Source organism: Streptomyces sp. NPDC091280, assembly GCF_044768565.1.
In the GTDB taxonomy this organism is placed as follows: Bacteria; Actinomycetota; Actinomycetes; order Streptomycetales; family Streptomycetaceae; genus Streptomyces.
Genome location: NZ_JBIVUZ010000013.1, coordinates 212,627 through 236,886, shown reverse-complemented (window position 1 = coordinate 236,886; position 24,260 = coordinate 212,627). Strand labels below are relative to the sequence as shown.

Sequence of the window (24,260 nt, the reverse complement as noted above, 5' to 3'; positions counted from 1 at the left end):
TGCGGGGCCCGCCCAATTCTGACGCGTACGCGACGCGGCTACCGGGGTGAGCGCGGGGCTCAGACGGCGGCCGGGTCCTCCTCGACGAGGAGGTTGCGGGTGCGGTTCGGGTCGAGCGGAATGCCGGGGCCGATCGTGGTGCTGATCGCGGCCTTCTTGATGTAGCGACCCTTGGCGGCAGACGGCTTCAGACGGAGGATCTCCTCCAGGGCCGCGCCGTAGTTCTCCACCAGCTTGGAGTCGTCGAACGACGTCTTGCCGATGATGAAGTGCAGGTTCGAGTGCTTGTCGACGCGGAACTCGATCTTGCCGCCCTTGATGTCGTTGACAGCCTTGGCGACGTCCGGGGTCACGGTGCCGGTCTTGGGGTTCGGCATCAGACCACGGGGACCGAGCACGCGGCCGAGGCGGCCGACCTTGCCCATGAGGTCCGGGGTGGCGACGACGGCGTCGAAGTCCAGCCGGCCCTTCGCCACCTCGTCGATGAGTTCGTCGGAGCCGACGATGTCGGCGCCCGCGGCGGTCGCGGCCTCGGCACGGTCACCGGTCGCGAAGACCAGGACCCGGGCGGTCTTACCGGTGCCGTGCGGGAGGTTCACGGTGCCACGGACCATCTGGTCGGCCTTGCGCGGGTCGACACCCAGGCGGAAGGCGACCTCGACGGTGCCGTCGAACTTGGTCGTGGAGGTCTCCTTGGCGAGACGGACGGCCTCAAGCGGGGCGTAGAGCTTGTCCCGGTCGATCTTGGCGTCCGCAGCGCGGAGAGACTTGCTGCGCTTGCTCACTACTGCTCCTGTGTGTTCTGAGGAGTCGTGGTACGGACCGAGCAGGTCCCACCACAATCACTTCTACGGGGTGAAGGTCAGCCTTCGACGGTGATGCCCATGGAACGGGCGGTGCCGGCGATGATCTTCGACGCGGCGTCCAGGTCGTTGGCGTTCAGGTCGGGGAGCTTGGTCGTGGCGATCTCACGGACCTGCGCCTGGGTGATCTTGGCGACCTTGGTCTTGTGCGGCTCGCCCGAGCCCTTCTCGACACCCGCGGCCTTGAGGATCATCTTCGCGGCCGGCGGCGTCTTGGTGACGAAGGTGAAGGAACGGTCCTCGTAGACCGTGATCTCCACCGGGATCACCCAGCCGCGCTGCGACTCGGTGGCCGCGTTGTAGGCCTTGCAGAACTCCATGATGTTGACGCCGTGCTGGCCGAGCGCGGGGCCGACCGGCGGGGCCGGGTTCGCCGCACCGGCGTTGATCTGGAGCTTGATGAGCCCCGTGACCTTCTTCTTCTTGGGAGGCATTTGGGGTCCTCTCCCACTTCCTAGTCGATTTCCTTGTGCCTGAAGGCAACCGCACAACCTTAACGGGTAGTGCTGTGCGGCCAAAAACCGAGCAGGTCAGACAGGCTGCGAGAGCCCGTCTGACCTGACCGGTGGCTTGATCGCCGAAGGCGTCAGTTCTTCTGGATCTGGTCGAAGCTCAGCTCGACCGGAGTCTCCCGGCCGAAGATCTCCACCAGGCCCTTGACCTTCTTGGAGTCGGCGTTGATCTCGTTGATCGTGGCCTGGAGGGTGGCGAAGGGGCCGTCGGTGACGGTGACCGAGTCGCCGACCTCGAAGTCCAGCACCTGGACCTCGACCTTGCGCTGCGGAACCGGCTTACCCTCGGCCTCGGCGGCCTCGCGGGCGGCCTTCTCCTCGGCCTCCGGGGCGAGCATCTTGACGATCTCGTCCAGGGTCAGCGGGTACGGGTCGTAGGCGTTGCCCACGAAGCCGGTGACGCCGGGGGTGTTGCGGACGACGCCCCAGGACTCGTTCGTCAGGTCCATGCGGACCAGGACGTAGCCCGGGAGCTTGTTCTGCTTGATGGTCTTGCGGTCGCCGTTCTTGATCTGGACGACCTCTTCCTGCGGCACCTCGGCCTGGAAGATGTAGTCCTCGACGTTCAGCGAGACGGCGCGCTGCTCCAGGTTGGTCTTCACGCGGTTCTCGTAACCGGCGTACGTGTGGATGACGTACCACTCGCCGGGGAGGGTGCGGAGTTCCTCGCGCAGGGCGGCCACCGGGTCGACGGGCTCGGCCGGCTCGGCCTCTTCCTCGTCGTCCTCGGCCGCGGTCTCGTCGTCGAGGTCCTCGGCGGCTTCCTCGTCCTCGTCCTCGACGTGCAGGGCGGCTTCCTCGGCGGGCTCGCCCGCGTCGGCGTCGGCAGCCTCGACCTCGTCCAGCTCCTCGTCCGCGCCCTCGACGATGTCGAGTTCGTCTTCCACGGACTCGTCCGGCTCGACGGCCTCGTTCAGGTTCGGGTCAGACACGTGGCTGCTTCTTCCTGGATACATGGGGGTGGAACACGCGAAAGGGGCGCCGGTCAGGGCGCCCTTCGCTTCCGGCCTCAGCCGAAGACGTACTTCGCGGCGTGATTCAGTCCGTAGTCAATCACGGTCACCAGACCGATCATGATGACGACGAAGACGATCACGACGGTCGTGTACGTCGTCAGCTGGTTGCGCGTCGGCCAGACGACCTTGCGGAGTTCCGCGACGATCTGGCGATAGAAGATGCCGAGTCGCTTCAGCGGGCCCTTCTTGGCGCGCTTGCCGCCCTTGCGGGCCTTCTTCTTGGACTCCGACACCTCGTCCTGGGCATCAGGCATGTCGATGGAGCCCACGGCGTCCGCCATTCATCCTCACCTGTTCCCGGGTCGTGGCCGTGCCGCGCCCGGTCTGAGCCGCACGGCGGTGCATTGCTGTACGTACATGCGCTGCGCACACATCCTGGTGAAGGTGTGTGTAGCAGGGCCGGAGGGACTTGAACCCCCAACCGCCGGTTTTGGAGACCGGTGCTCTACCAATTGAGCTACGACCCTTTGTGACGTCCCCAACGTACCGCATCCACCCGGGTGCTCGGTGTGCACCAAGTAGGGCGCGGCTGATGAAGGCCAACGAGGTAGGAGTGTACGTGCTCCTGAGGCGGCCGTCGAACAGAAAGTGCCTGTACGGGGATCGCCGGCGGAAGATCGCCCAGGCCGGAGCGGGAATCCGGACGGTTGTTCAGTACTCGCCCGATCCTGTTCAGTCTGTGAAACCGGTGTGCCGGGCGGGTTTCCGGTCTGAAACGATGGGTCCATGAGCGCCTCAACCCCTCCCACCGAGCGCCGGGTCTCCGCCCGAGTCGGCGCGATCTCCGAGTCCGCCACCCTCGCCGTGGACGCCAAGGCCAAGGCCCTCAAGGCCGCCGGGCGTCCGGTGATCGGCTTCGGCGCGGGTGAACCGGACTTCCCGACTCCGGACTACGTCGTCCAGGCCGCGATCGAGGCCTGCTCGAACCCGAAGTACCACCGCTACACGCCGGCCGGCGGTCTCCCGGAGCTGAAGGCCGCCATCGCCGCGAAGACGCTGCGTGACTCGGGCTACGAGGTGGACGCCTCCCAGGTCCTGGTCACCAACGGCGGCAAGCAGGCCATCTACGAGGCGTTCGCCGCGATCCTCGACCCGGGCGACGAGGTCATCGTCCCCGCGCCGTACTGGACGACGTACCCGGAGTCGATCCGTCTCGCGGGCGGTGTCCCGGTGGACGTCGTCGCCGACGAGACGACCGGTTACCGCGTCACCGTCGAGCAGCTGGAGGCGGCCCGCACCGAGAACACCAAGGTCGTCCTCTTCGTCTCGCCCTCCAACCCGACCGGCGCCGTCTACAGCGAGGCCGAGGCCGAGGCGATCGGCCGCTGGGCCGTCGAGCACGGCCTGTGGGTCATGACGGACGAGATCTACGAGCACCTCGTCTACGGAGACGCGAAGTTCACCTCGCTGCCGGCGATCCTCCCGGAGCTGCGCGACAAGTGCATCGTGGTCAACGGCGTCGCCAAGACCTACGCCATGACCGGCTGGCGGGTGGGCTGGATCGTCGGCCCGAAGGACGTCGTCAAGGCCGCGACCAACCTCCAGTCGCACGCCACCTCGAACGTCTCGAACGTCGCCCAGGTCGCCGCGCTGGCCGCCGTCTCCGGTGACCTGACGGCCGTGGCGGAGATGCGCGAGGCCTTCGACCGCCGCCGCAAGACGATCGTGCGGATGCTGAACGAGATCGACGGCGTGCTCTGCCCGGAGCCCGAGGGCGCGTTCTACGCCTACCCGTCGGTGAAGGCCCTGCTCGGCAAGGAGATCCGCGGCAGGCGCCCGCAGGACTCGGTCGAGCTGGCCGCGCTGATCCTGGAGGAGGCCGAGGTCGCGGTCGTCCCGGGCGAGGCCTTCGGGACCCCCGGTTATCTGCGGCTGTCGTACGCCCTGGGTGACGAGGATCTCGTCGAGGGCGTCAGCCGTATCCAGAAGCTGCTCGCCGAGGCCACGGACTGAGTCAGGGACTGAGTTTTCGTACCTCCACGCGTGCGTGCGGGCCGTTTCCCTCCGGGGAGACGGCCCGCTGCTGTGTGCGACCGGCGCCACTATCGGGGAAAGCGGTACCGGGACGGCCGGAACGTACGGCAGGATTCCCGGATGGAGCGTGTACGTGATGTCTCTGAACTGCCGAAAGCCCATCTGCACCTGCACTTCACCGGGTCGATGCGGCCGGCCACCGTGCTGGAGCTGGCCGACAAGTACGGCGTACGCCTGCCGGACGCCCTGACCGACGCGCTGACCAGCGGGGAGCCGCCGAGGCTGCGGGCCACGGACGAGCGGGGATGGTTCCGTTTCCAGCGGCTGTACGACGCGGCGCGGTCGTGCCTGCGGGAACCCGAGGACATCCAGCGGCTGGTGCGCGAGGCCGCCGAGGAGGACGTCAGGGACGGCTCGGGCTGGCTGGAGATCCAGGTCGACCCGACGTCGTACGCGCCGCGCCTGGGCGGGCTGATCCCGGCGCTGGAGGTCATCCTCGACGCGGTGGAGACGACCTCCCGGGAGACCGGGCTCGGGATGCGGGTGCTGGTGGCCGCGAACCGGATGAAGCATCCGCTGGACGCGCGCACGCTGGCCCGGCTCGCGGTGCGGTACGCGGACCAAGGGGTGGTCGGTTTCGGCCTCTCGAACGACGAACGCCGGGGTATGGCACGGGACTTCGACCGGGCCTTCGCCATCGCCCAGGAGGGCGGCCTGCTGTCCGCCCCGCACGGCGGCGAACTGGCGGGCCCGGCCTCGGTGCGGGACTGCCTGGACGACCTGCACGCGACCCGGATCGGCCACGGCGTACGCGCCGCGGAGGACCCGCGGCTGCTGAAGCGGCTCGCCGACCGGGGCATCACCTGCGAGGTGTGCCCCGCGTCGAACGTGGCCCTGGGCGTCTACGAGAAGCACGAGGACGTACCCCTGAGGACCCTCTTCGAAGCGGGCGTCCCCCTGGCGCTCGGCGCCGACGACCCGCTCCTGTTCGGCTCCCGGCTGGCGGCCCAGTACGAGATCGCCCGCCGCCACCACGCCTTCTCGGACCGCGAACTGGCCGAACTGGCCCGGCAGTCGGTACGGGGTTCGGCGGCCCCGGAGGACATGAAGACCAAGCTCCTGTCCGGCATCGACGACTGGCTCAGCGCCCCGGTCGCTTGAAGTGCGCGTAGGGCGGATACGGCTTGAAACAGATCAGGACCTCGGCAGGGTGCCCGCCGCCGCGCGTGGGCTCCAGTTCGTACTGAAGGCCGGCCATGAACGCCGACCGCCCCTCGGCGACCCTCTTCTGCCGCGGCCCCCAGCCGGCCGCGTAGGAGAAGGCGGTCGCCGCGTAGGAGAACGCCTCCCGGCCGCCGATGAGGAAGTACGTCCGCGCGTGCGTGGTCTGCCGCAGCAGACCGCGGTCGTACGGCCGCGCGAGCCACGCGCGCGCGTGCCGCTCGGTACGGGCCTCGTCCGTGCGCACGGTGAGCGGTGTGCCGCGCCCCAACGCCCGTCTCAGTTCGGGCCACTTGGAGGGCCGCAGCCCGGTCTCCGAGTGCGCCAGCACCAGGTCGACGAGTTCCCCGTGCCCTTCGTCGGGCGGTACGCAGTCCCGCAGCGGAACGTGCACGACGGTGTGCCGCGAGTGGGCGGCGAACGAGAACAGCCCCGCGAGCCGGCTCAGCCCGTCGTGGTCCCCCATGAGCATGCCGATCGGTGCCGGGTCGCGCAGTGAGGTGTGGCGCAGCGGTGTCCTGGGCCGCACGACCCGGTGTTCGCGCGGACCGGTCCTGGGCCTGAACTGGGTGAGTCTCAGCTCCACTTGGTGTGCCTCATACGGCAAGGATCACGGTCCGGAGGGGGCCTCGGCAACGGAGATTCCGCCCAGCAGGGTCCTGGCGATGCGTGGCGCGAACTCGTCCACGGGCGGGCGCAGGCCGGTCGGTGTCGCCGCGTAGGCGAACACGCGCTGGGCGCAGGCGCCGAGGAGGAGGGACGCGGCGGCGAAGGTGTCCACGTCCGGGCGGACGCGGCCCGCGGCCTGTTCGGCGCGCAGGTAGGCGTCGAGGCCCTCGATCGGCTTGTGGGGGCCGGAGCCGAGCTCTCTCAGCGCCTCGTCGTGGCGCCGCTTGAGCTGGGTCTCGGCGTACAGGGAGGCCGCGATCGGGAAGCTCTGCTCGTAGAAGAGCGCCGCCTGGCGGGCGATCTCGGTGAGGTTGTCCTCCAGGGAGTGCGCTCCGGGCTCGGCGGTGAGGCTGTGCAGCAGCGGGGTCAGCTGGGGCAGCCGTTCCGCGAGGACGCGGATGAACAGTTCCTCCTTGCTCGCGAAGTACTTGTAGAGCGCGGCTTCGGAGCAGCCCGCGGCCTTCGCGATCTCCTTGGTGGTCGCCCGGGCCAGCCCGACGGTGAGCATCAACTCGTGGGCGGCGTCGAGGATGCGGACCTGGGCGGGCTTCGTGGATTCCATGAACGGTCCGTTCGGGCTTGACGAGTAGGTGAGTGCTTACCCACTCTAGGGGGAGACAGGGGTGAGTAAATGCTCACCCACCTCGTCGGGCTGAGGAGCAGACCATGAAACTCACCGTTTTCGGTGCCACGGGAGGCATCGGCCAGGAGATCGTCCGCCAGGCACTGGCCTCGGGCCATCAGGTCACGGCGGTCGTCCGGGACCCCGCGCGGCTGACGGTCCGGGGCACGGGCCTGGAGGTGTTCCGCGCGGACCTCAGCGCCCCGGAGGCGCTGCGCCCCGCGCTCGCGGGCCGGGACGCGGTCCTCTCCGGGCTCGGCGCCCGCAGCCGCAAGGACGCCGGGGTCGCCACCCGGCTCACGCGGACGGTCCTGTCGGCCATGGAGGCGGAGGGGGTGCGCCGGGTGCTGGTGGTGAGCGCCGGTCCGGTCGGCCCCGCCCCGGAGGGCGCGGGCCTGCTCGACCGCACCGCGCGCGGGCTGATCTCGGCCCTCCTGAAGGACGTGTACGCCGACCTGCGGGAGATGGAGGCGGAACTGGCCCGCAGCGCGACCGACTGGACCTCGGTCCGCCCGCCGCGCCTCCAGAACAAGCCGCTGACCGGCACGTACCGCGCGGTCGTGGGCGGCTTCCCGGACAAGGGCCGCTTCATCGCCCGCGCGGACGTGGCCCACGCGATGCTGTCGATGACCGACGATCCGGCGACGGTGAAGCAGGGGGTGGGGGTGGCCTACTGAGCCCCTCTGGAGGGCGCCTTCAGAGGCTGACGCCCACCGTCACCGGCTCGTTGACGAGGGTGATCCCGAAGGTGTCGTGGACTCCGGTGACCACCTCGCGGGCCAGTGCCAGCAGGTCGGCGGTGGTCGCCTCGCCCCGGTTGGTGAGGGCGAGGGTGTGCTTGGTGGAGATGCGGGCGGGCCCGCTGCCGTACCCCTTGGTGAAGCCCGCCTTGTCGATCAGCCAGGCGGCGGAGGTCTTGGTGTGGCCCTCCCCCGCCGGATAGGCGGGCGGCTCCGCGCCCTCGCCGAGGCGGTCCCGCACGCGCGCGTGGAACGCGGTGAACTGCTCCTCGGTGAGGATCGGATTGGTGAAGAAGGAACCGGCCGACCAGGTGTCGTGGTCCTCGGGGTCCAGGACCATGCCCTTGCCCGCGCGCAGGGCGAGGACGGTCTCGCGGGCCCGCGCGAGCGGCACCCGGTCGCCGGGCGCGACACCGAGGGCGCGGGCCGTCTCGGCGTACTTGAGCGGCGCCGACAGCCCGTCCGCGTCCTCCAGTTGGAAGCGGACACGCAGCACCACGTAGCGCTCGGGCTCGGCCTTGAAGCGGCTGTGGCGGTACGAGAAGGCGCACTCCTCGTTGGTGAGGGTGACCGTCTCCCGGGTGGTGCGGTCGTAGGCGACGACCTCGGTGATGGTGGCGGAGACCTCCTGGCCGTACGCCCCCACGTTCTGGATCGGGGTCGCGCCCGCCGATCCGGGGATCCCGGCGAGGCACTCGATTCCGGCGAGGCCGGCCTCCACGGTGCGGGCGACGGCGTCGGTCCACACCTCGCCTGCCGCCAGCTCCAGCCGCGTGCCGTCGAGCACGAAGCCGCGCGTGGCGATGCGCAGGGCGGTGCCCTCGAACCCCTTGTCCCCGATGACGAGGTTGGAGCCGCCGCCGATGACGAGCAACGGCGTCCCGGTGTCGTCGGCCGCGCGGACGGCGTCGATCACCTCGGCGTCGGTGCCGGCGGTGATCAGACGGGTCGCGGGACCGCCGAGCCGGAAGGTGGTCAGCGGGGCGAGGGGAGCGTCGTGGAGTTCCTGCACGGGGCCAAGACTACGAGACGGCACCGACAACGCCGGGCGCGGTGGGGCGGTGGGGCGGTGGGGCGACCGGCACGCGCATGTGGGGCCCCACCGAAATGAGTGGGGCCCCACACGCGCGTGCCAGTCGCGTTCTTCGTCGCTCGTTCTCTCGTTCTCTCGTTCTCTCGTCCGCTCAGCGGCCGACCGGCTCCATGACCGTCTCGGACCCGGCGCTGTCGGCCGCCGACTCAGCCGACCCGGCCACCTTCGCGAGCTCCGCCGCGCGGCGCCGCGTCGGGATCAGCAGGGTGGCGATCCCGGCGAGAGCGACCACTCCGGAGCCGGTGACCAGCGCGGGCTTCAGACCGTCGACGAAGCTCTGCCCGGTCTCGTAGCCGCCCTGTGCCGAGAAGATCGACGCCATGATCGCGACACCGAGGGCGCCGCCGACCTCGCGGAGCGCGTTGTTGGCGCCGGAGGCGATGCCCTGTTCCGACGGGCGGACGCTGGACATGACCAGGTTGGCGGCCGGCGCGAAGAACAGGGCCATGCCGATCCCGCTGAGGATCAGACCGGGCAGCTGAGCGGCGTAGGAGACGTCGGTGGTGACGATGTACGCCATGTAGCCGAGACCGGCGGCCTGGAGGAAGAGGCCGGCGGCGACGACCGGACGGCCACCGACGCGGTCGGACAGGATGCCGGCGACCGGCGCGACGAGCATCGGCATTCCGGTCCAGGGCAGCATCCGCAGGCCCGCCTCGGTGGGCGAGTAGCCGAGCACGCCCTGCATGTACTGGCTGAGCAGGAAGATCGACCCGAACATCCCGAGGAACATCAGCAGGCTCGCGGCGTTGATCCCGGAGAAGGCGCGGGAGCGGAACAGCCGCATCGGGAGCATGGGGTTCTTGGCGTTGACGCTGTAGACGATGAAGCCGGCGAAGAGCGCGCCGCCGGCGAAGAGCCCGGTGAGGACGAGGGAGCTGGTCCACCCGTCGGCGGGACCGCGGACCAGGCCGTAGACGATCCCGAAGAGGCCGCCGCTGGCGAGCAGGGTGCCGGGGAAGTCGAGCGGGGCGCCGGTGCCGTGGGACTCGGAGAGGCGGAGACGGGCGAGCGGGATCAGGGCCAGGCCGAGCGGGACGTTCAGCCAGAAGATCCAGTGCCAGGAGACGTGCTCGGTGAGGCTGCCGCCGATGAGCGGTCCGGAGGCGACGGCGAGTCCGTTGACGGCGCCCCAGATGCCGTAGGCCATACCGCGCTTGGCGGCGGGCACGGCCGCGGTGAGCAGGGTCAGCGTCAGGGGCATCATGATCGCCGCTCCGACACCCTGGACCGCGCGGGCCGCGATCAGGGAGTCGATGCCGGTCGCCATGGCCGCGGCGGCGGAGGCGCCGGTGAATATCGTGATGCCGACGAGGAAGAGCCGTCGCCGGCCGAACCGGTCGCCGAGCGCCGCGCCGAACATCAGCAGGACGGCGAAGGTGAGCGTGTAGGCGCTCACGGTCCACTCCAGGTCACCCAGCGCGCCCCCGAGGTCCTTGCGGATGGAGGGCAGGGCGGTGGTGACGACGAGGTTGTCGAGGGCCGCCATGAATCCGGCGACGCTGGTGATGACGAGGGCCCAGACCATGCCCCCGCGCGGTGCGGTCTTTTCTGACATCGCTCCCCCAGAGTGGGTGATCGTCACTGATGATTAGTTATTGATAACTAACTTTTGCGGCCACGAAAAGGCGCAGAATCCGCCTCTCGCCCGCTGCTACGACTTCTCCAGCCGACCGGTGACACGGGCCTCCGGGTACAACCCCTCCCAGACCCGGTGCTCCGGCGGAAAACCCATGGCCGCAAGGGTGTTGATCAGCATTCCGTACGCCAGGAAGGTCGTGGTCTGGTCGACGTCCGCCCCCAGGGGCACATGCACGACGTCCCAGAGCCTCATCCAGCCCTTGCGCACGACCTCGCCGAACTCGTGGTCACCCTCGGCCTCTGCGGCGGCCACCGCGATATACGTCTGCATCTGCATCTGGAGCTTCTCGGGATGCTCCGTGATCAGCCGCACATAGCCGTTGGCCATGGCGTGCAGGGCCTCTTCGCCCTCCAGCCCCTTGGACGACTCCTCCATGACCCGGCACACGTCCTCGACACACCTGAGCGAGGCCGCCGCGAAGATCGCCTTCTTGCCCGGGAAGAGCCGGAAGAGATACGGCTGCGAGACACCGACGCGCTTGGCGATCGCCTCCGTGGAGGTGCCGTAGTACCCCCGCTGCGCGAACTCGGCGACCGCCGCGCGGACGACGCTCTCGCGCCTCTCTTCTGCGCTCATCCTGACCATGCGAGAAAGTTAGTACTCAATCACTAACTAGGTCAAGGGGTGGCCCGGGAGGAGTTCCGGGCGGGGCGCGGGGCCGTTCGGTGTGCGGCACGACACACGCGCGGGGCGGCCGGTGTCACCAGGGGTGACCGTCGTCCGCCCGGGTCGGCCCATGCGTAAGGGGCGCCCGCAATGGCGAACACCCCTTACATCGGTACCGCGGCTCATGCGGTCCTACGACTCATGCCGGTCGCACGACTCACGCCGGCCGCACGGTTCACGCCAGTCGTACGACCGCTCGTGACATCCCGAGCACCTTCTGCCCGGCGCTGGTCGCCGTGAGGTCCACGCGGACCGTGTTGTCGTCGAGCTTGGCCGCGACCTTGGCGCTGACCTCGACGGTCGCGCCCTGGTCGTCGTTCGGGACCACGACGGGCTTGGTGAAGCGGACGCCGTACTCGACGACCGCGCCCGGGTCGCCGGTCCAGTCGGTGACCACGCGGATCGCCTCGGCCATGGTGAACATGCCGTGCGCGATGACGTCGGGGAGCCCGACCTCCTTGGCGAACTTCTCGTTCCAGTGGATCGGGTTGAAGTCCCCGGAGGCGCCCGCGTACTGGACGAGGGTGGCGCGCGTCACGGGGAAGCTCTGGGCCGGGAGTTCGGTGCCGACCTCGATGTCGTCGTAGGCGATCTTCGCCGTCATGTCAGTTCCCCTCCGCCGCGCGGGCCACGAGCTTGGTCCAGGCGGTCACGACATGCTCGCCCGCCTCGTCGTGGACCTCGCCGCGGATGTCCAGGATGTCGTTGCCCGCCATCGACTTGATCGCCTCGATGGTGGAGGTGACCGTGAGACGGTCGCCGGCGCGCACGGGACGGACGTAGACGAACTTCTGGTCGCCGTGCACCACGCGGCTGTAGTCGAGGCCGAGTTGCGGGTCCTGGACGACCTGCCCGGCGGCCTTGAAGGTGATGGAGAAGACGAAGGTCGGCGGGGCGATCACATCGGGGTGTCCGAGCGCCTTGGCGGCCTCCTGGTCCGTGTATGCCGGGTTGGCGTCCCCCACCGCCTCCGCGAACTCACGGATCTTCTCCCGGCCCACCTCGTAGGGGTCGGTGGGCGGGTAGGTCCGCCCCACGAAGGACTGGTCGAGCGCCATGACTCGGCACCTCCTGATGTGTCTTGCTCAGCTGAATAACGACACGAGGCCGCCCCCAACGTGCGGGGGCGGCCTCGTGTACGAGCCTGATTTATCGCGTTTCGCGGTGCGCGGTGTGCGCGTTGCAACGCGGGCAGTGCTTCTTCATCTCCAGTCGGTCCGGGTTGTTACGCCGGTTCTTCTTGGTGATGTAGTTCCGCTCCTTGCACTCCACGCAGGCCAGCGTGATCTTCGGGCGGACGTCGGTGGCAGCCACAGGAGTGCTCCTTGACGAACGGATGGGACTATGAACGCATAACAGAGTAGCCGATCGAAGGACCGACCCCACAATCGGCTACTGTCAGTAGCGGTGACCGGACTTGAACCGGTGACACAGCGATTATGAGCCGCTTGCTCTACCGACTGAGCTACACCGCTGTGATGGGATTGGTTCCCGCCTTGCGGCAAGAACCTCTCACACCAGAGCCCCAATGCGGAATCGAACCGCAGACCTTCTCCTTACCATGGAGACGCTCTACCGACTGAGCTATTGGGGCGAGCGATGAAGACATTACACGCTCCGCCGCCGTTCACCCAAATCCGTTTCGTGGCACCGCTCCAGCCCCTTCCGCGGCCTTCCCGAAGGCCTCTCGGGCCCCTCCCGCACGGCGGACCACACCGGTACGACTATTGCGCTCCTCCCCGCCGCGAGCGGATCACCGCCCTAGGCTCGACTCACTCTGCGTGATCTTGCGCCCCTTGCGCAGCCCCCCGCCGTGAGCCCCCGAAGCCGAGCCCGCGAAGCCCTGAGCCCCTGGAGCGCGATGCCCGACAGCCAGCCCCAGCCGTCCCACTCGTCCTCGGGTCCGTCGGGTTCCTCCGGCTCGTCGGGACCGGTCGACCCGGCCGCGCTCCTGCTGTGCGGGGCCCGGCTGACCGACGGCAGGACCGTGGACGTACGGCTGGGCGGCGGGCGCATCGAAGCGGTCGGCACGGCGGGCAGCCTGGCGACGGAGGCCACGCGCGCGTGCGGCGCGCGCGTGGACCTCAGCGGCTATCTCCTCCTCCCGGCCCCGGCCGAGCCGCACGCGCACAGCGACACCGCGCTGTCCGCCGAGCACGGCGGACCCGTCTCCTACGACCCCCAGGACGTCCAACGCCGGGCCACGGAGGCCGCGTTGCTGCAACTCGGGCACGGGGCGACCGCGCAGCGCGCGCACGTGCGCGTGGGGGACGTCCAAGGGCTGGGCGCGCTGGCCGCCGTACTACAGGCGCGGCGGGCGCTGCGCGGGCTGGCGGAGTTGACGGCGGTGGCGATGCCCCGGCTGCTGACCGGGGTGGCGGGGGCGGACGGGCTCGCCATACTGCGGGACGCGCTGAAAATGGGTGCCTCCGTAGTGGGTGGTTGTCCAGATTTGGACCCGGATCCTGCGGGGTACGTGGAGGCGGTCCTGGAGGTCGCGTCCGAGCACGGCTGCCCGGTCGACCTGCACACGGACGCCGCCGACCCGACCAAGCTGGCCCGGCTGGCGGCGGTCGCGGGCGGGATGCGCCCCGGGGTGACGCTCGGCCCGTGCGGCGGTCTGGGGCGGCTGCCTGCGGACACGGTCACCCGGATCGCGGACCAACTGGCCGCGGCCGGCGTGACGGTGGTGTGCCTGCCGCAGGGCGGCTGCGGCGGCGTCGACCGGCGGGGCACGGCTCCCGTACGGCTGTTGCGCGCGGTCGGCGTCCAAGTGGCCGCGGGCAGCGGCGCCCTGCGCGACGTGTCCAACCCCGTGGGCCGCGGCGACCCCTTGGAGGCGGCCTACCTGCTCGCCTCGCGGCACGGCATGCGGCCCGAGGACGCGTACGACACGGTGAGCGCGTCGGCACGGGCAGCGCTCGGTCTGCCCGAGGTACGGGTCGAGGCGGGATTTCCGGCCGAGTTGCTCGCGGTACGCGGCGACCGGCTCGCGGGCGCGCTCTCACTGGCGTACAGCCGGATCGTGGTGCACCGGGGGCGCGTGGTGGCACGGACGAGCGCGGTACGGGAGTACTGCAACACGGCGGCGGGCGCGGAGTTGGGGCTGCCCCGGCAGGGACGGGGCGAGGTGTCGTGAGCCGGGCCTGAGGCGGGGCACGCGGTGCGCGAGCCGCTCGACGAAACCGGAGACGGGGGCAGGGCGTGGGGGCAGGGCCCGAAGCAGGGCGTGGTGCGTGGGTCGCTTCCGTGCGACCCGTTGTCCGTTCGAGGGCGTGCGCCTGGGGCGTGAGTGTCCGTGTGCGGCCCTGTTCGCGCGCCCGGCGCGTGCGCCGCGTGGGTGTGCTGCTGGGACGCGGCTGAAGTCGTGCGGCGCGTGCGGCCGTCCGGGCGTACGGTCGAAGGCATGCGCATTGTCATCGCTGGAGGTCATGGTCAGATCGCGCTGCGGCTGGAGCGTCTGCTCGCCGCGCGTGGTGAAGAGGTCGCGGGCATCATCCGCAACGCCGGACAGAGTGACGATCTGCGGGCGGCCGGCGCCGAACCGCTCGTGCTCGACCTGGAGTCGGCCTCGGTGGAAGAGGTCGCGGCGCTGCTGCGGGGCGCGGACGCGGCGGTGTTCGCGGCGGGCGCGGGTCCGGGCAGCGGTACGGCCCGGAAGGACACGGTGGACCGGGGTTCAGCGGTGCTGTTCGCCGACGCGGCGGTCCTGGCGGGCGTACGACGTCATGTCGTCGTGTCCTCGATGGGCGCGGATCCGACGCACTCCGGGGACGACGTGTTCGACGTGTATCTGCGGGCCAAGGGCGAGGCCGACGCGTATGTGCGCGGACTGGACGCGCTGGACTGGACGATCGTGCGCCCCGGTTCGCTCACGAACGACGCCGGCACCGGCCTGGTCCGCCTGGAGGCCCACACCGGGCGCGGCGCGATCCCGCGCGACGATGTGGCCGCCGTACTCGCGGAGTTGGTGGAGACTCCGGCGACGGCCGGTCTGACGCTGGAGCTGATCGGCGGATCCGCGCCGGTGTCGGTCGCGGTGAAGTCGGTGGCGGGGAACTGAGGTTCCCCGCCGGACGTTGGTCCTGTTGGCTAGAACAGTGGCATCTGGCCGGGGAACTCCGGCACCACGTAACCGTCCAACGCGGGCTGGGCGGCGCCGAGTTCCGCCGGTCGGCGCGAGCCGGGGCACGAGACGAGTTCGCCGCTCTCCCGTGCGCCGGGCGGGTCGTGTCGCGCGTACCGTCCGGCGACGACGGCGATCTCGCGACGGCACTCGGGGCAGCTTCTGCGGCGTGACGACATGGGATCAGTCTGCCCCGCCGCAGGCCGCGTCGGCCGTCGAGGCTCGCTCAGCTGTGGGAGACGGTGAGTCCGTAGAAGGCGACCCGGGCGCCCTTGGTGGTGCTGCTGGAGGACGACTGGTTGTACGAACCGGCCTTGAAGTACTGCTTGTAGGCGTTGAAGGACGACGGGATGGCGTAGTGCGTGGTGCTCCCGTTGACCGTCAGGTTGATGGTGTTGCCGCCCGAGACGCCGATCGTGTAGTTCCACGTCTTGCCGACCGCCACGTTGCCGACGGTGTGCAGCGTCTGTCCGCCGTCGGGCGAGTTCTCCGTGCCGAGGACGATGTCCCCGCTGGACCGGTAGTAGAGCTCCAGCAGCGGCTTGGTGGAGCTGCCGCCCGTGCCGAGGTGGATCTGGCCGACGCAGACGTTGGACGTGACGGAGACGACCCGGAGCGTCGCCTTCATCGTGTGGGTGCCGCTGAGCGACCAGTTGGCGGCGCTGCCGCTGCGGTTCATCTCCCGCAGTTCGGAGCGGGCGTAGTTCGAGTTGGGCGTGGTGACGCCTTTCTCCGGCGCCCAGAAGGTCATCGCGCCGTCACGGGTGTCCGTGTAGAAGTACGCGTCCTGGAAGCCGTTGGCCCCTTGGAGCCGGGCCGACGAGATCGTCGTGGGCGAACCCGGGGAACCCACCGGCTCCTGGAGCTGCCAGACCCCGAGGTCGAAGTTCCCGCCGGGCGCGACGGTCGGATCCACGAGGGGTGAGGCGCCGACGCCGTTGACATGGGTACTGCCCGACGCGGCCGGAGCGGCGAGGGCCAGCGCTCCGGTGACGGCGGTGACGGTGGCCAGGGAGGTGAGCAGCGTACGCATGCGCATGGGGGGTGCCTTCCTGTCTGCTCTGTGGACTCGGCCGGCAATGCGTGTTCACGTAGATGAACTTTGTGTTTCAACATGAACGCAGTGCCGTGACAGTAGGGCTGTGGCGCGGGCACGTCAATACTGGTGACGGAGCGACAGAAGGCTCCGGGGAACGACGAAAGGGTCGGTGCTCAGCATTGCTGCTGAGCACCGACCCTTTCGATCATGTGGCGGCGCCAGGGTTCGAACCTGGGTAGGCTGAGCCGGCAGATTTACAGTCTGCTCCCTTTGGCCACTCGGGCACACCGCCGGGTTTGCTGCCCCTCGAACCGCTTTTCGGCGGTGCTCCGTGGCAACGACGTAAACGATACCCGATGCCCAGGGGTGCTTCGCCACCCGATAGATCGGCGCCCGGAGGGGAGGGGATGGCTAGGCTTATACGGATGCGGCCCGGCGCCTACACCGGGCTCGGCGGCTGTCCCCAAGCACGCCGATACGCAGTGACACGCATCGCTACGCACCCCGATACAAGGAGCCACAGGACATGGCCGACTCCAGTTTCGACATCGTCTCGAAGGTCGAGCGGCAGGAGGTCGACAACGCCCTCAACCAGGCCGCCAAGGAGATCTCGCAGCGCTACGACTTCAAGGGCGTGGGTGCCTCGATCTCATGGTCCGCCGAGAAGATCCTCATGGAGGCGAACTCCGAGGAGCGGGTCAAGGCGGTACTCGACGTCTTCCAGTCCAAGCTGGTCAAGCGCGGCATCTCGCTGAAGGCGCTGGACGCCGGTGAGCCTCAGCTCTCCGGCAAGGAGTACAAGATCTTCGCGTCCATCGAGGAGGGCATCTCCCAGGACAACGCGAAGAAGGTGGCGAAGATCATTCGCGATGAGGGTCCCAAGGGCGTGAAGGCCCAGGTGCAGGGTGACGAGTTGCGGGTCAGCTCCAAGAGCCGCGACGACCTTCAGGCCGTGCAGGCCCTGCTCAAGGGCAAGGACTTCGACTTCGCGTTGCAGTTCGTCAACTACCGGTAGAACCACGGCTCGCGTGCCCGGCGCGCGGCGGTACGAGGCACGCGGTCACGGTACGAGGAAGGGTGGGTGCCCGTCGGCACCCACCCTTCTCCTCTGCCGGCTGCGGTGCGGGCGCGCCGGGACAGCTCCTACTTGCGCGAGTTGCCGAAGAAGATGCGGTAGGCGATCAGGAGGACGAGCGCGCCGCCTATCGCCGAGGCCCAGGTGGCACCGTCGTAGAAGTTCTTGGCGACCGGATGGTCCAGCCAGCGGGCCGATATCCAGCCACCGAGGAACGCGCCGGCGATGCCGATGACGGTCGTTCCGATGAAGCCGCCCGGGTCGCGGCCCGGCAGCAGGAATTTGGCGATGGCTCCGGCCAACAGTCCCAGGATGATCCAGCTGATGATGCCCATGCCGTGAACCTGCCCTTTCCCGCTGTGCTTGCACTCGTCCGGAGCTGTGAGTTCCGCCCGGACAGGCTGTGTTCGTAGGTCCCTGCCCACGGCCTGCCGATCCATGTTCCGCACATGGTCCGCCGTGTCGATGAACAGGACGTCACGGATGCGTGTGGTGGTTGCAGGCATCGGCGGGAGGGTGGCGGCGGCGGGAGGTGCGGGACCGTCTGCCTCCCCGGTGGGGGACGTCGGTCAGGACGCCTGCGTCGTGGTGCGTATGCGGAAGTCGGCCCATGGTTCGGGCTCGATGCCGATGTTGGCGTCGACGTACCAGCCGGTGCCGTCGAGCCAGCCTTGGAGCCAGTCGGTGAGGCTGGGCGCGTCCACGTACCACGCGTGGTCCGCCTCGTCCGCGTTCGGTTCGTAGAGCAGCACGGTGGCCTGCGGGGTCCGGCAGTCCACGCACGCGTACATCGCGCAGCCCCAGTGGGATATCGGCAGGACGCCCTCGGGCCAGGGCCAGTCGGGGTCCTTGCGACCGCTCTCGCGGTTGGCGAGGTACTGCGTGACCGCGGCGGGCTCACCGGCGGGCGGGCTGTCGAGCAGGGGCAACAGGCCGTACTCCGGGCCGAATCCGCCGTCGCCTATGCGCGAGTAGAGCGCCGCGAGCAGTGGGGGCAGACTGAAGCCCAAGGCGGCCTCGGCGCGGGTCACCGTGGCCTCGTCCACCGGCGCGGGGACTGAAGTCCAGCCCCACGGCAGGGTGTTGCGGGCCTCGGCGGCCACCCGGGCCAGCAGTCGCTGCTCGTTCTCGGTCATGGCTTCATAGTGCAACGCGCCACTGACAATCGGGCCGGCCTGTGGACAACCCGGCGGTTGTGGACAACCGGCTCACCGGGAGCGGGTGACGGCTCGCCAGGAGTCGGTGAAGACTCGCCGGGAGCCGGTGACGAACGGTCAGGCCAGGCGGACGTCGACGTGCCTCTCGGCGAGGAGCGCGAGCAGTTCCCCGAACGTCGGTGGATGCGGGCGAGGGCCGGTGTGCGGGGTGAGGCCGAGGCAGGCGCGGGCGACGGTCGCCTCGTGCCAGACGAGGGTGAAGGGCGCGGCGGCTCCCCAGCGGCCACGCAGGCAGTCGGTCAGGGCGTCGATGCCCCAACCGAAGTATCCGCCGGGGCCGTTCACCGCCTCGCCGAGAGCGCAGAAGAACCCCTGCGGGTCGGTGACGTGTCTGCCGTCGAGGTGGTAGGTGGTGCCCGGCGGCCGGTCCGGGGCGCCGTGGGGATGGTTCGCCAGCGCGGTGCCGAGCCAGAACCGGCGGCCCTCGGTGTCGCAGTCGGCCCAGCGGCCGGGCTCGGAGGGGCGGCCCTCGCCCCACAGGTCCCACACCGCCCGGGCCGCGAGCGGCGGTCGTTCGGTCCAGGGTTCGAGAGTGAGATCGACCAGGCCCGGGCCGCGCGCGGAGGGGATCCAGGCCCGCAACTCGCCCTCGACCACGAGTTGCAGGGGCCGGCCAGAGGAATCGATCCGCAGCATCTTGGCGTGGCCGAGGTCCTCGTCGCCGCCGTCCAGGGCCGCCCGCAGCGCGCCGCGCGGGGAACAGCCCAGGAGGCGCACCGGAGGGTCCAGCGGTTCGGTCCGGTCCTCCTGAGGACGGGCCAAGTCCCGGCAGTGGCCCCAGGGTTCACCGTCCGGGCCCAGCAGCCGGTAGCCCGGGGAGAGCGGCGGGCGGTGCGGGTGGTCGTAGGGGTTGTCGTCGGACGGCAGCCCTTCGACGGTGACGTCCCTCAGGGACAGGTCACGCGCGCAGGGGCGGTCGCCGACGACGCGTACGTCCTCCAGCCACCAGTGGCGCTCCGTGCCCGTACCGGTGCCGGTCTTGTCGAGGGTCTCCAGGGTGAGCCGACCGAGCGGCGCCGAACCCTCGGCACGCGCGCGTGCGAGAGCCGCGGCCAATCCGCCCTCGGGCGCGCAGCCGAGGAGTTCGCAGGTCTCCCGCGCGGGTGGGGACGGGTCGGCGAAGAGGTCGTCGGCGTCCTGGCACAGTGCCCAGGTCTGCTCCTGCACGTGCTCGCCGAGGGGCTCCGAGCCTTCGTCGTACGACAGCAGAAGGTACTTCGGCGCCCCCACCGGGGTCGTCCGTGTCAGCGGGTGGCGAACGGCTGGTCCGTGGGCACGATTTCGCGACCCAGGGGGAACAGGGAGACCGGGATCAGCTTGAAGTTGGCGATGCCGAACGGGATGCCGATGATCGTGATGCACATGGCGATGCCGGTGACGATATGCGCCAGGGCCAGCCACCAGCCCGCGAGGACCAGCCACAGGACGTTGCCGATGCAGGAGGGCGCGCCGGCGTCGCGGCGCTCGACCGTGGTGTACCCGAAGGGCCACAGGGCGTAGACGCCGATGCGGAACGCGGCGATGCCGAACGGGATACCGATGATGGTGATGCACAGCAGCGCGCCCGCGAGCAGGTACCCGAGGAACAGCCAGAAGCCGCTCAGGACGAGCCAAATGACGTTCAGGATGGTTTTCACTGAGGGCGACCTGCCATCTTCTCTAGCCGGGCGATCCGCTCCGCCATGGGCGGGTGCGTCGAGAACATCTTGGAGAGTCCCTGGCCCGGGCGGAAGGGGTTCGCGATCATCATGTGGCTCGCGGTCTCGATGCGGGGCTCCGGAGGCAGCGGAAGCTGTTTGGTGCCCGCGTCGAGCTTGCGCAGGGCGCTCGCGAGCGCGAGGGGATCTCCGGTCAGCTGCGCGCCGGAGGCGTCTGCCTCGTACTCCCTGGAGCGGCTGATGGCCAACTGGATGAGGCTGGCCGCGAGGGGCCCCAGGATCATGATCATCAGCATGCCCAGGATGCCGGGCCCGTCGTCGTCGTTCGAGCGGCCGACCGGGATCAGCCAGGCGAAGTTGACCAGGAACATGATCACCGAGGCGAGGGCGCCTGCGACGGACGAGATCAGGATGTCGCGGTTGTAGACATGGCTGAGTTCGTGGCCGATGACGCCGCGCAGCTCGCGCTCGTCCAGGATGCGCATGATGCCTTCCGTGCAGCACACGGCGGCGTTGCGCGGGTTGCGGCCCGTGGCGAAGGCGTTGGGGGCCTCCGTGGGCGAGATGTACAGGCGCGGCATGGGCTGGCGGGCCTGGGTGGAGAGCTCGCGGACCATGCGGTACAGGGCGGGGGCCTCGAACTCGCTCACCGGGCGGGCGCGCATCGCGCGTAGCGCCAGTTTGTCGCTGTTCCAGTACGCGTACGCGTTCGTGCCCAGCGCGATCACGACCGCTACGACGAGCCCCATGCGGCCGAAGAAGCTGCCGATGACGATGATGAGTGCGGACAGTCCCCCGAGGAGAACTGCGGTCCTGAGCCCGTTGTGCCGGCGGTGCACGGTACGCCCTCCAAATCGTGCAGCAGGGGAACCCTTTGCTTGCTGATCTCTGATGCCACTGGTCTCGTGGTGTCACGTCCAGTGGACCCTTCCGCACTGGTCAACGCCAGGCGGGGGCCACTAGTTCCCTTGTGTGCGCGGCGCCGGGTGTGGGCCGTCCGGGTGAGGACGGTGGTATGTGCCGGTGGCTCAGAAGAGTCCGGTGGCGGCGAAGCGCAGGACCAGTTGGGGTGCTCCGGAGAGGGCGATTCCGAGCGCGCCGGTGAGGGCGAGGGCGGCGGTGAGGGGGGCCGGGACGCGATGCTTCTCGTGCTCCCCCTCGGGGGCGCGGAACAGCAGGGCCGTCCACTGGAGGTAGTAGAAGAGGGCGATCACCACGTTGACGGCCATGACGACCGCGAGCCAGCCCAGTCCGGCGTCGACGGCCGCCGAGAAGACGGTGACCTTGGCGAAGAGCCCGATGACCCCTGGCGGCAGTCCGGCGAGGCACAGCAGGAAGAAGGCCAGGAGGAGGGCTGCGAGCGGGTTCGACGCGTACAGGCCGCGATAGTCGCCGACACGGTTGAGTGCTCTGCTACGGCCCACCAGTGCGGCCACCGCGAAGGCGCCGAGGTTCACGGCCGCGTACATGAGGGCGTAGGCGACGGTGGAGCCGATCGACTTCTGGGCGTCCTTGGAGTAAGCGGCGGCGGCGATCGGCACCAGGAGGTAGCCGGCCTGCCCGACGGAGGACCAGGCGAGCAGCCGTACCGCGCTGTACGCGCGCGTGGCCTGTTGGCGCAGGGCCCCGAGGTTGCCGACCGTCATGGTGAGGGCGGCCAGTGCGGCGAGCGCCGGGCCCCATACGTCGGCGTACGACGGGAAGGCCACGACGGTGACGAGGATCAGGCCGGAGAAGCCGACCGCCTTGCCGACGACCGACAAGTAGGCGGCGATCGGGAGGGGCGCTCCTACGTAGGTGTCGGGAACCCAGAAGTGGAAGGGGACGGCGGCCGTCTTGAAGGCGAAGCCGATGAGGGTGAGGACGACCCCGGTCTGGGCGAGGGTGTGGAACTGGCCGTCGACGTGCTGGATGCGGTCGGCGATCTCGGTGAGGTACAGGGTGCCCGTGGTGGCGTAGACGAAGCTGACCCCCATCAGGCTGACGGCGGTCGCGGTGACCGAGGACAGGAAGAACTTGAGGGCCGCTTCGGCGGACTTCTTGTCGCCGTGCCGGATGCCGACGAGGGCGAAGGCGGGCAGGGAGGCGACCTCCAGGGCGACGATCAGGGTCGCGAGGTCGCGGGAGGCGGGCAGGAGGGCGGCGCCCGCGGCGGAGGACAGCAGCAGGAACCAGTACTCCCCTTCGGGGAGTCCCTTGTCGGCGTCCTTCAGCGTGGTGATCGACAGGAGGGCCGCGAGGAGGGCCCCGCCGAGGACCAGGAACTGGATGACCAGGGTGAAGCGGTCTGCCGTATAGCTGCATGCGGTCGCGTCGCCGGTGAGGCAGAAGGTGGCTCGGTCGCCGTCCAGTAGGGGCAGCAGCATGAGCGCGGAGGCGGCGAGGCCCGCGACCGACACCCACCCCAGGAGGGCCTTTTTGGCGTCCGGGAGGAACAGGTCGGCGACGAGGACGATCAGGCCGACGACCGCCGCGATGGTGGGCGGTGCGATCGCGAGCCAGTCGACGGACTGGACCATCGACTCCGCGAGGGGCTGGGCCAGGTAGCTCATCGGGTGCCTCCTGCGAGGAGCTGCTGCACGGCCGGGTCGGTCAGGCCGAGGAGTGCCTTCGGCCACAGGCCGGCGGCGACGGTGAGCGCGACGAGCGGGGTCCAGGCCGCGAACTCGTACGTGTGGACGTCGGCGAGCTGCGGCGCCTCCTGCGCCACGGCGCCCATGCAGACGCGGCGGACCACGGCGAGCATGTAGGCGGCGGTCAGCAGGGTGCCGAAGGCCGCGACGGCCATGAAGGTGAGGAAGGCCGGGCGGCTGAGATCGGCGGCGGGCTTGAACGCGCCGAACAGCGCCAGCATCTCGCCCCAGAATCCGGCCAGTCCGGGGAGTCCGAGCGAGGCGACGGCGGCGAACGCGAGCAGGCCGCCGAGGCGCGGGGCCTTGCCGTAGAGGGCGGCGCCGCTCTCCTCGGCGAGGGTGTCCAGGTCGGTGGTGCCCGTGCGGTCCTTGAGGGCGCCGACGAGGAAGAACAGGAGGCCGGTGATGAGGCCGTGGGCGATGTTGGCGAACAGGGCGCCGTTGACGCCGGTCGGGGTCATCGTCGAGATGCCGAGCAGCACGAAGCCCATGTGGCCGACTGAGGAGTAGGCGATGAGGCGCTTGAGGTCGCCCTTCGCGCCCTGTTTCGCGAGGGCGAGGCAGGCCAGGGAGCCGTAGATGATCCCGACGACGGCGAACGCGGCGAGATAGGGCGCGAAGGTGTGCATGCCGTCCGGCGCGATCGGCAGCAGAATGCGGACGAACCCGTACGTGCCCATCTTCAGCATCACGCCGGCCAGCAGGACCGAGCCGACGGTGGGGGCGGCGGTGTGGGCGTCGGGCAGCCAGCTGTGCAGCGGCCACATCGGCGTCTTGACCGCGAGCCCGATCCCGACCGCCAGAACGGCGATGACCTGCACGGATGTGGTCAGCGAGCGGCCGTTGTCAGTGGCGAGTGCCACCATGTCGAATGTGCCCGCCTTGATTCCGATCAGGAGCAGGCCGAGGAGCATGACGACGGAACCGAGCAGCGTGAAGAGGATGAACTTCCAGGCGGCCTGGGTCCGCCCGGCACCGCCCCAGCGGGCGATGAGGAAGTACATCGGGATGAGGACGGTCTCGAAGGCGAGGAAGAACAGGATCAGGTCGAGGACGGCGAAGGTCGCGAGGGTGCCGGACTCCAGGACGAGGATCAGGGCGACGAAGGCCTTCGGGGACGGGCCCGCAGGCATCTTGAAGTAGGAGTAGAGCGCGCACAGGAAGGTCAGCAGCGCGGTCAGGACCAGGAGGGGGAGGGAGATGCCGTCGATGCCGAGGTGGATGCGCACATCGAGTGCGGGGATCCAGCTGATGTCGGTCGTGGCCTGCATCTTCGACGGGTGGTCGTGGTCGAAGCCGAGCGCGAGGACGACCGCGGCGATGAGGACCACGCCGGTCACGGTGACGCCGTGCCGCAGGACGGCCTGCTCGGGCGACTTCCCCTTCAGTCCCGGCGGGGCGGGCAGGAGAGCGGCGACGGCGCCGAGGAGCGGGCCGACGACGACGAACGCCAGAAGGACCTGCATCACGGACTCGTTGATATCGATCACGCCT

The 24,260-nt window shown here is 69.8% G+C and carries 27 protein-coding genes and 4 tRNA genes; 6 read left to right on the top strand and 25 right to left on the bottom strand.

Annotated features, from left to right (window positions below; all coding sequences use genetic code 11):
• Positions 1-59: 59 nt before the first annotated feature.
• The 5 genes from rplA to ACIQPR_RS35660 all read right to left on the bottom strand — a co-directional run bounded on the left by rplA (position 60) and on the right by ACIQPR_RS35660 (position 2,858).
• Positions 60-785: a 50S ribosomal protein L1 gene (rplA, locus tag ACIQPR_RS35680; protein ID WP_403657044.1), complete on the bottom strand. Its 726-nt coding sequence runs from the start codon at positions 783-785 to the stop codon at positions 60-62.
• A gap of 77 nt (positions 786-862) precedes the next feature.
• On the bottom strand, positions 863-1,297 hold the full coding sequence (rplK, locus tag ACIQPR_RS35675) for a 50S ribosomal protein L11 (RefSeq protein WP_019072313.1): 435 nt from the start codon (positions 1,295-1,297) through the stop codon (positions 863-865).
• 152 nt (positions 1,298-1,449) lie between these two features.
• Complete coding sequence (gene nusG, locus ACIQPR_RS35670; protein ID WP_403657041.1) at positions 1,450-2,307, bottom strand: transcription termination/antitermination protein NusG; 858 nt, start codon at positions 2,305-2,307, stop codon at positions 1,450-1,452.
• Positions 2,308-2,384: 77 nt separating this feature from the next.
• Positions 2,385-2,672, bottom strand: a complete 288-nt coding sequence (gene secE, locus ACIQPR_RS35665) for a preprotein translocase subunit SecE (RefSeq protein WP_019055477.1) — start codon at positions 2,670-2,672, stop codon at positions 2,385-2,387.
• Between the two features lie 113 nt (positions 2,673-2,785).
• Positions 2,786-2,858, bottom strand: a tRNA-Trp gene (locus ACIQPR_RS35660).
• Between the two features lie 259 nt (positions 2,859-3,117).
• Between ACIQPR_RS35660 and ACIQPR_RS35655 the strand changes: the two genes are divergently transcribed.
• Positions 3,118-4,344 (top strand): pyridoxal phosphate-dependent aminotransferase, encoded by a 1,227-nt coding sequence (locus ACIQPR_RS35655; RefSeq protein WP_403657038.1) that lies wholly within the window; start codon positions 3,118-3,120, stop codon positions 4,342-4,344.
• Between the two features lie 141 nt (positions 4,345-4,485).
• Positions 4,486-5,526, top strand: a complete 1,041-nt coding sequence (locus ACIQPR_RS35650) for an adenosine deaminase (RefSeq protein ID WP_403657035.1) — start codon at positions 4,486-4,488, stop codon at positions 5,524-5,526.
• Here the strand turns inward: ACIQPR_RS35650 and ACIQPR_RS35645 are convergent.
• Both ACIQPR_RS35645 and ACIQPR_RS35640 read right to left on the bottom strand, forming a co-directional pair.
• The gene (locus tag ACIQPR_RS35645) at positions 5,507-6,172 is read right to left on the bottom strand and encodes a hypothetical protein (RefSeq protein ID WP_403657032.1); all 666 of its coding nucleotides are present in this window, start codon (positions 6,170-6,172) and stop codon (positions 5,507-5,509) included. The two genes, ACIQPR_RS35650 and ACIQPR_RS35645, sit on opposite strands and share 20 nt — an antisense overlap.
• A 24-nt stretch (positions 6,173-6,196) precedes the next feature.
• Positions 6,197-6,817, bottom strand: coding sequence for a TetR/AcrR family transcriptional regulator (locus tag ACIQPR_RS35640; protein WP_403657029.1), 621 nt, complete (start codon positions 6,815-6,817; stop codon positions 6,197-6,199).
• A gap of 104 nt (positions 6,818-6,921) precedes the next feature.
• Here ACIQPR_RS35640 and ACIQPR_RS35635 point away from each other — a divergent pair, with 104 nt between their 5' ends.
• Positions 6,922-7,554 carry an NAD(P)-dependent oxidoreductase gene (locus tag ACIQPR_RS35635; protein WP_403657026.1) on the top strand — a complete coding sequence of 211 codons (633 nt, stop codon included), beginning with the start codon at positions 6,922-6,924 and terminating at the stop codon, positions 7,552-7,554.
• 19 nt (positions 7,555-7,573) lie between these two features.
• On the opposite strand, the gene ACIQPR_RS35630 is transcribed toward ACIQPR_RS35635, so the two are convergent.
• From ACIQPR_RS35630 to ACIQPR_RS35595, 8 genes are all read right to left on the bottom strand, one after another.
• Positions 7,574-8,629 (bottom strand): UDP-N-acetylmuramate dehydrogenase, encoded by a 1,056-nt coding sequence (locus tag ACIQPR_RS35630; RefSeq protein ID WP_403657023.1) that lies wholly within the window; start codon positions 8,627-8,629, stop codon positions 7,574-7,576.
• 172 nt (positions 8,630-8,801) lie between these two features.
• Positions 8,802-10,268, bottom strand: coding sequence for a DHA2 family efflux MFS transporter permease subunit (locus ACIQPR_RS35625; RefSeq protein ID WP_403657020.1), 1,467 nt, complete (start codon positions 10,266-10,268; stop codon positions 8,802-8,804).
• A gap of 96 nt (positions 10,269-10,364) precedes the next feature.
• Complete coding sequence (locus ACIQPR_RS35620) at positions 10,365-10,937, bottom strand: TetR/AcrR family transcriptional regulator (RefSeq protein ID WP_403657017.1); 573 nt, start codon at positions 10,935-10,937, stop codon at positions 10,365-10,367.
• 256 nt (positions 10,938-11,193) lie between these two features.
• Positions 11,194-11,622, bottom strand: a complete 429-nt coding sequence (locus ACIQPR_RS35615) for a MaoC family dehydratase (protein WP_403657014.1) — start codon at positions 11,620-11,622, stop codon at positions 11,194-11,196.
• A gap of 1 nt (position 11,623) precedes the next feature.
• The gene (locus ACIQPR_RS35610; protein WP_403657011.1) at positions 11,624-12,076 is read right to left on the bottom strand and encodes a MaoC family dehydratase N-terminal domain-containing protein; all 453 of its coding nucleotides are present in this window, start codon (positions 12,074-12,076) and stop codon (positions 11,624-11,626) included.
• Between the two features lie 91 nt (positions 12,077-12,167).
• A complete protein-coding gene (gene rpmG / locus ACIQPR_RS35605) occupies positions 12,168-12,332 on the bottom strand; it encodes a 50S ribosomal protein L33 (RefSeq protein WP_003948671.1) in 165 nt (54 codons plus the stop codon).
• A gap of 88 nt (positions 12,333-12,420) precedes the next feature.
• Positions 12,421-12,493: transfer RNA gene (locus tag ACIQPR_RS35600), tRNA-Met, on the bottom strand.
• A 46-nt stretch (positions 12,494-12,539) separates the two neighbouring features.
• A tRNA-Thr gene (locus ACIQPR_RS35595) sits at positions 12,540-12,612 on the bottom strand.
• Positions 12,613-12,879: 267 nt separating this feature from the next.
• Here ACIQPR_RS35595 and ACIQPR_RS35590 point away from each other — a divergent pair.
• Positions 12,880-14,157 (top strand): amidohydrolase family protein, encoded by a 1,278-nt coding sequence (locus ACIQPR_RS35590; RefSeq protein ID WP_403657008.1) that lies wholly within the window; start codon positions 12,880-12,882, stop codon positions 14,155-14,157.
• A 267-nt stretch (positions 14,158-14,424) separates the two neighbouring features.
• Positions 14,425-15,081, top strand: a complete 657-nt coding sequence (locus ACIQPR_RS35585; RefSeq protein ID WP_403657005.1) for an NAD(P)H-binding protein — start codon at positions 14,425-14,427, stop codon at positions 15,079-15,081.
• 29 nt (positions 15,082-15,110) lie between these two features.
• Here ACIQPR_RS35585 and ACIQPR_RS35580 read toward each other — a convergent pair whose 3' ends face one another.
• The 3 genes from ACIQPR_RS35580 to ACIQPR_RS35570 form a co-directional block, all read right to left on the bottom strand.
• Positions 15,111-15,323 (bottom strand): hypothetical protein, encoded by a 213-nt coding sequence (locus ACIQPR_RS35580; protein WP_403657002.1) that lies wholly within the window; start codon positions 15,321-15,323, stop codon positions 15,111-15,113.
• 47 nt (positions 15,324-15,370) lie between these two features.
• Entirely contained in the window at positions 15,371-16,183 is an 813-nt protein-coding gene (locus ACIQPR_RS35575; RefSeq protein WP_403656999.1) for a polysaccharide lyase family 7 protein, read from the bottom strand.
• A 210-nt stretch (positions 16,184-16,393) separates the two neighbouring features.
• Positions 16,394-16,475 (bottom strand) — tRNA-Tyr (locus tag ACIQPR_RS35570).
• Between the two features lie 234 nt (positions 16,476-16,709).
• Here ACIQPR_RS35570 and ACIQPR_RS35565 point away from each other — a divergent pair.
• A complete protein-coding gene (locus ACIQPR_RS35565; protein ID WP_019072335.1) occupies positions 16,710-17,198 on the top strand; it encodes a YajQ family cyclic di-GMP-binding protein in 489 nt (162 codons plus the stop codon).
• Positions 17,199-17,326: 128 nt separating this feature from the next.
• Here the strand turns inward: ACIQPR_RS35565 and ACIQPR_RS35560 are convergent, their stop codons facing one another.
• The 7 genes from ACIQPR_RS35560 to ACIQPR_RS35530 all read right to left on the bottom strand — a co-directional run bounded on the left by ACIQPR_RS35560 (position 17,327) and on the right by ACIQPR_RS35530 (position 24,256).
• A complete protein-coding gene (locus ACIQPR_RS35560) occupies positions 17,327-17,593 on the bottom strand; it encodes a GlsB/YeaQ/YmgE family stress response membrane protein (protein ID WP_403657333.1) in 267 nt (88 codons plus the stop codon).
• A 234-nt stretch (positions 17,594-17,827) separates the two neighbouring features.
• On the bottom strand, positions 17,828-18,394 hold the full coding sequence (locus tag ACIQPR_RS35555) for an SMI1/KNR4 family protein (protein ID WP_403656996.1): 567 nt from the start codon (positions 18,392-18,394) through the stop codon (positions 17,828-17,830).
• 138 nt (positions 18,395-18,532) lie between these two features.
• Complete coding sequence (locus tag ACIQPR_RS35550; RefSeq protein WP_403656993.1) at positions 18,533-19,705, bottom strand: barstar family protein; 1,173 nt, start codon at positions 19,703-19,705, stop codon at positions 18,533-18,535.
• A gap of 14 nt (positions 19,706-19,719) precedes the next feature.
• Positions 19,720-20,112: a YccF domain-containing protein gene (locus ACIQPR_RS35545; protein ID WP_403656990.1), complete on the bottom strand. Its 393-nt coding sequence runs from the start codon at positions 20,110-20,112 to the stop codon at positions 19,720-19,722.
• A complete protein-coding gene (gene htpX / locus ACIQPR_RS35540; protein ID WP_403656987.1) occupies positions 20,109-20,972 on the bottom strand; it encodes a zinc metalloprotease HtpX in 864 nt (287 codons plus the stop codon). Before htpX ends, ACIQPR_RS35545 begins: the two co-directional genes overlap by 4 nt.
• A 189-nt stretch (positions 20,973-21,161) precedes the next feature.
• On the bottom strand, positions 21,162-22,685 hold the full coding sequence (locus ACIQPR_RS35535; RefSeq protein ID WP_403656984.1) for an NADH-quinone oxidoreductase subunit N: 1,524 nt from the start codon (positions 22,683-22,685) through the stop codon (positions 21,162-21,164).
• A complete protein-coding gene (locus tag ACIQPR_RS35530) occupies positions 22,682-24,256 on the bottom strand; it encodes a NuoM family protein (protein WP_403656982.1) in 1,575 nt (524 codons plus the stop codon). The genes ACIQPR_RS35535 and ACIQPR_RS35530 overlap by 4 nt, the downstream gene beginning before the upstream one ends.
• Positions 24,257-24,260: the final 4 nt, after the last annotated feature.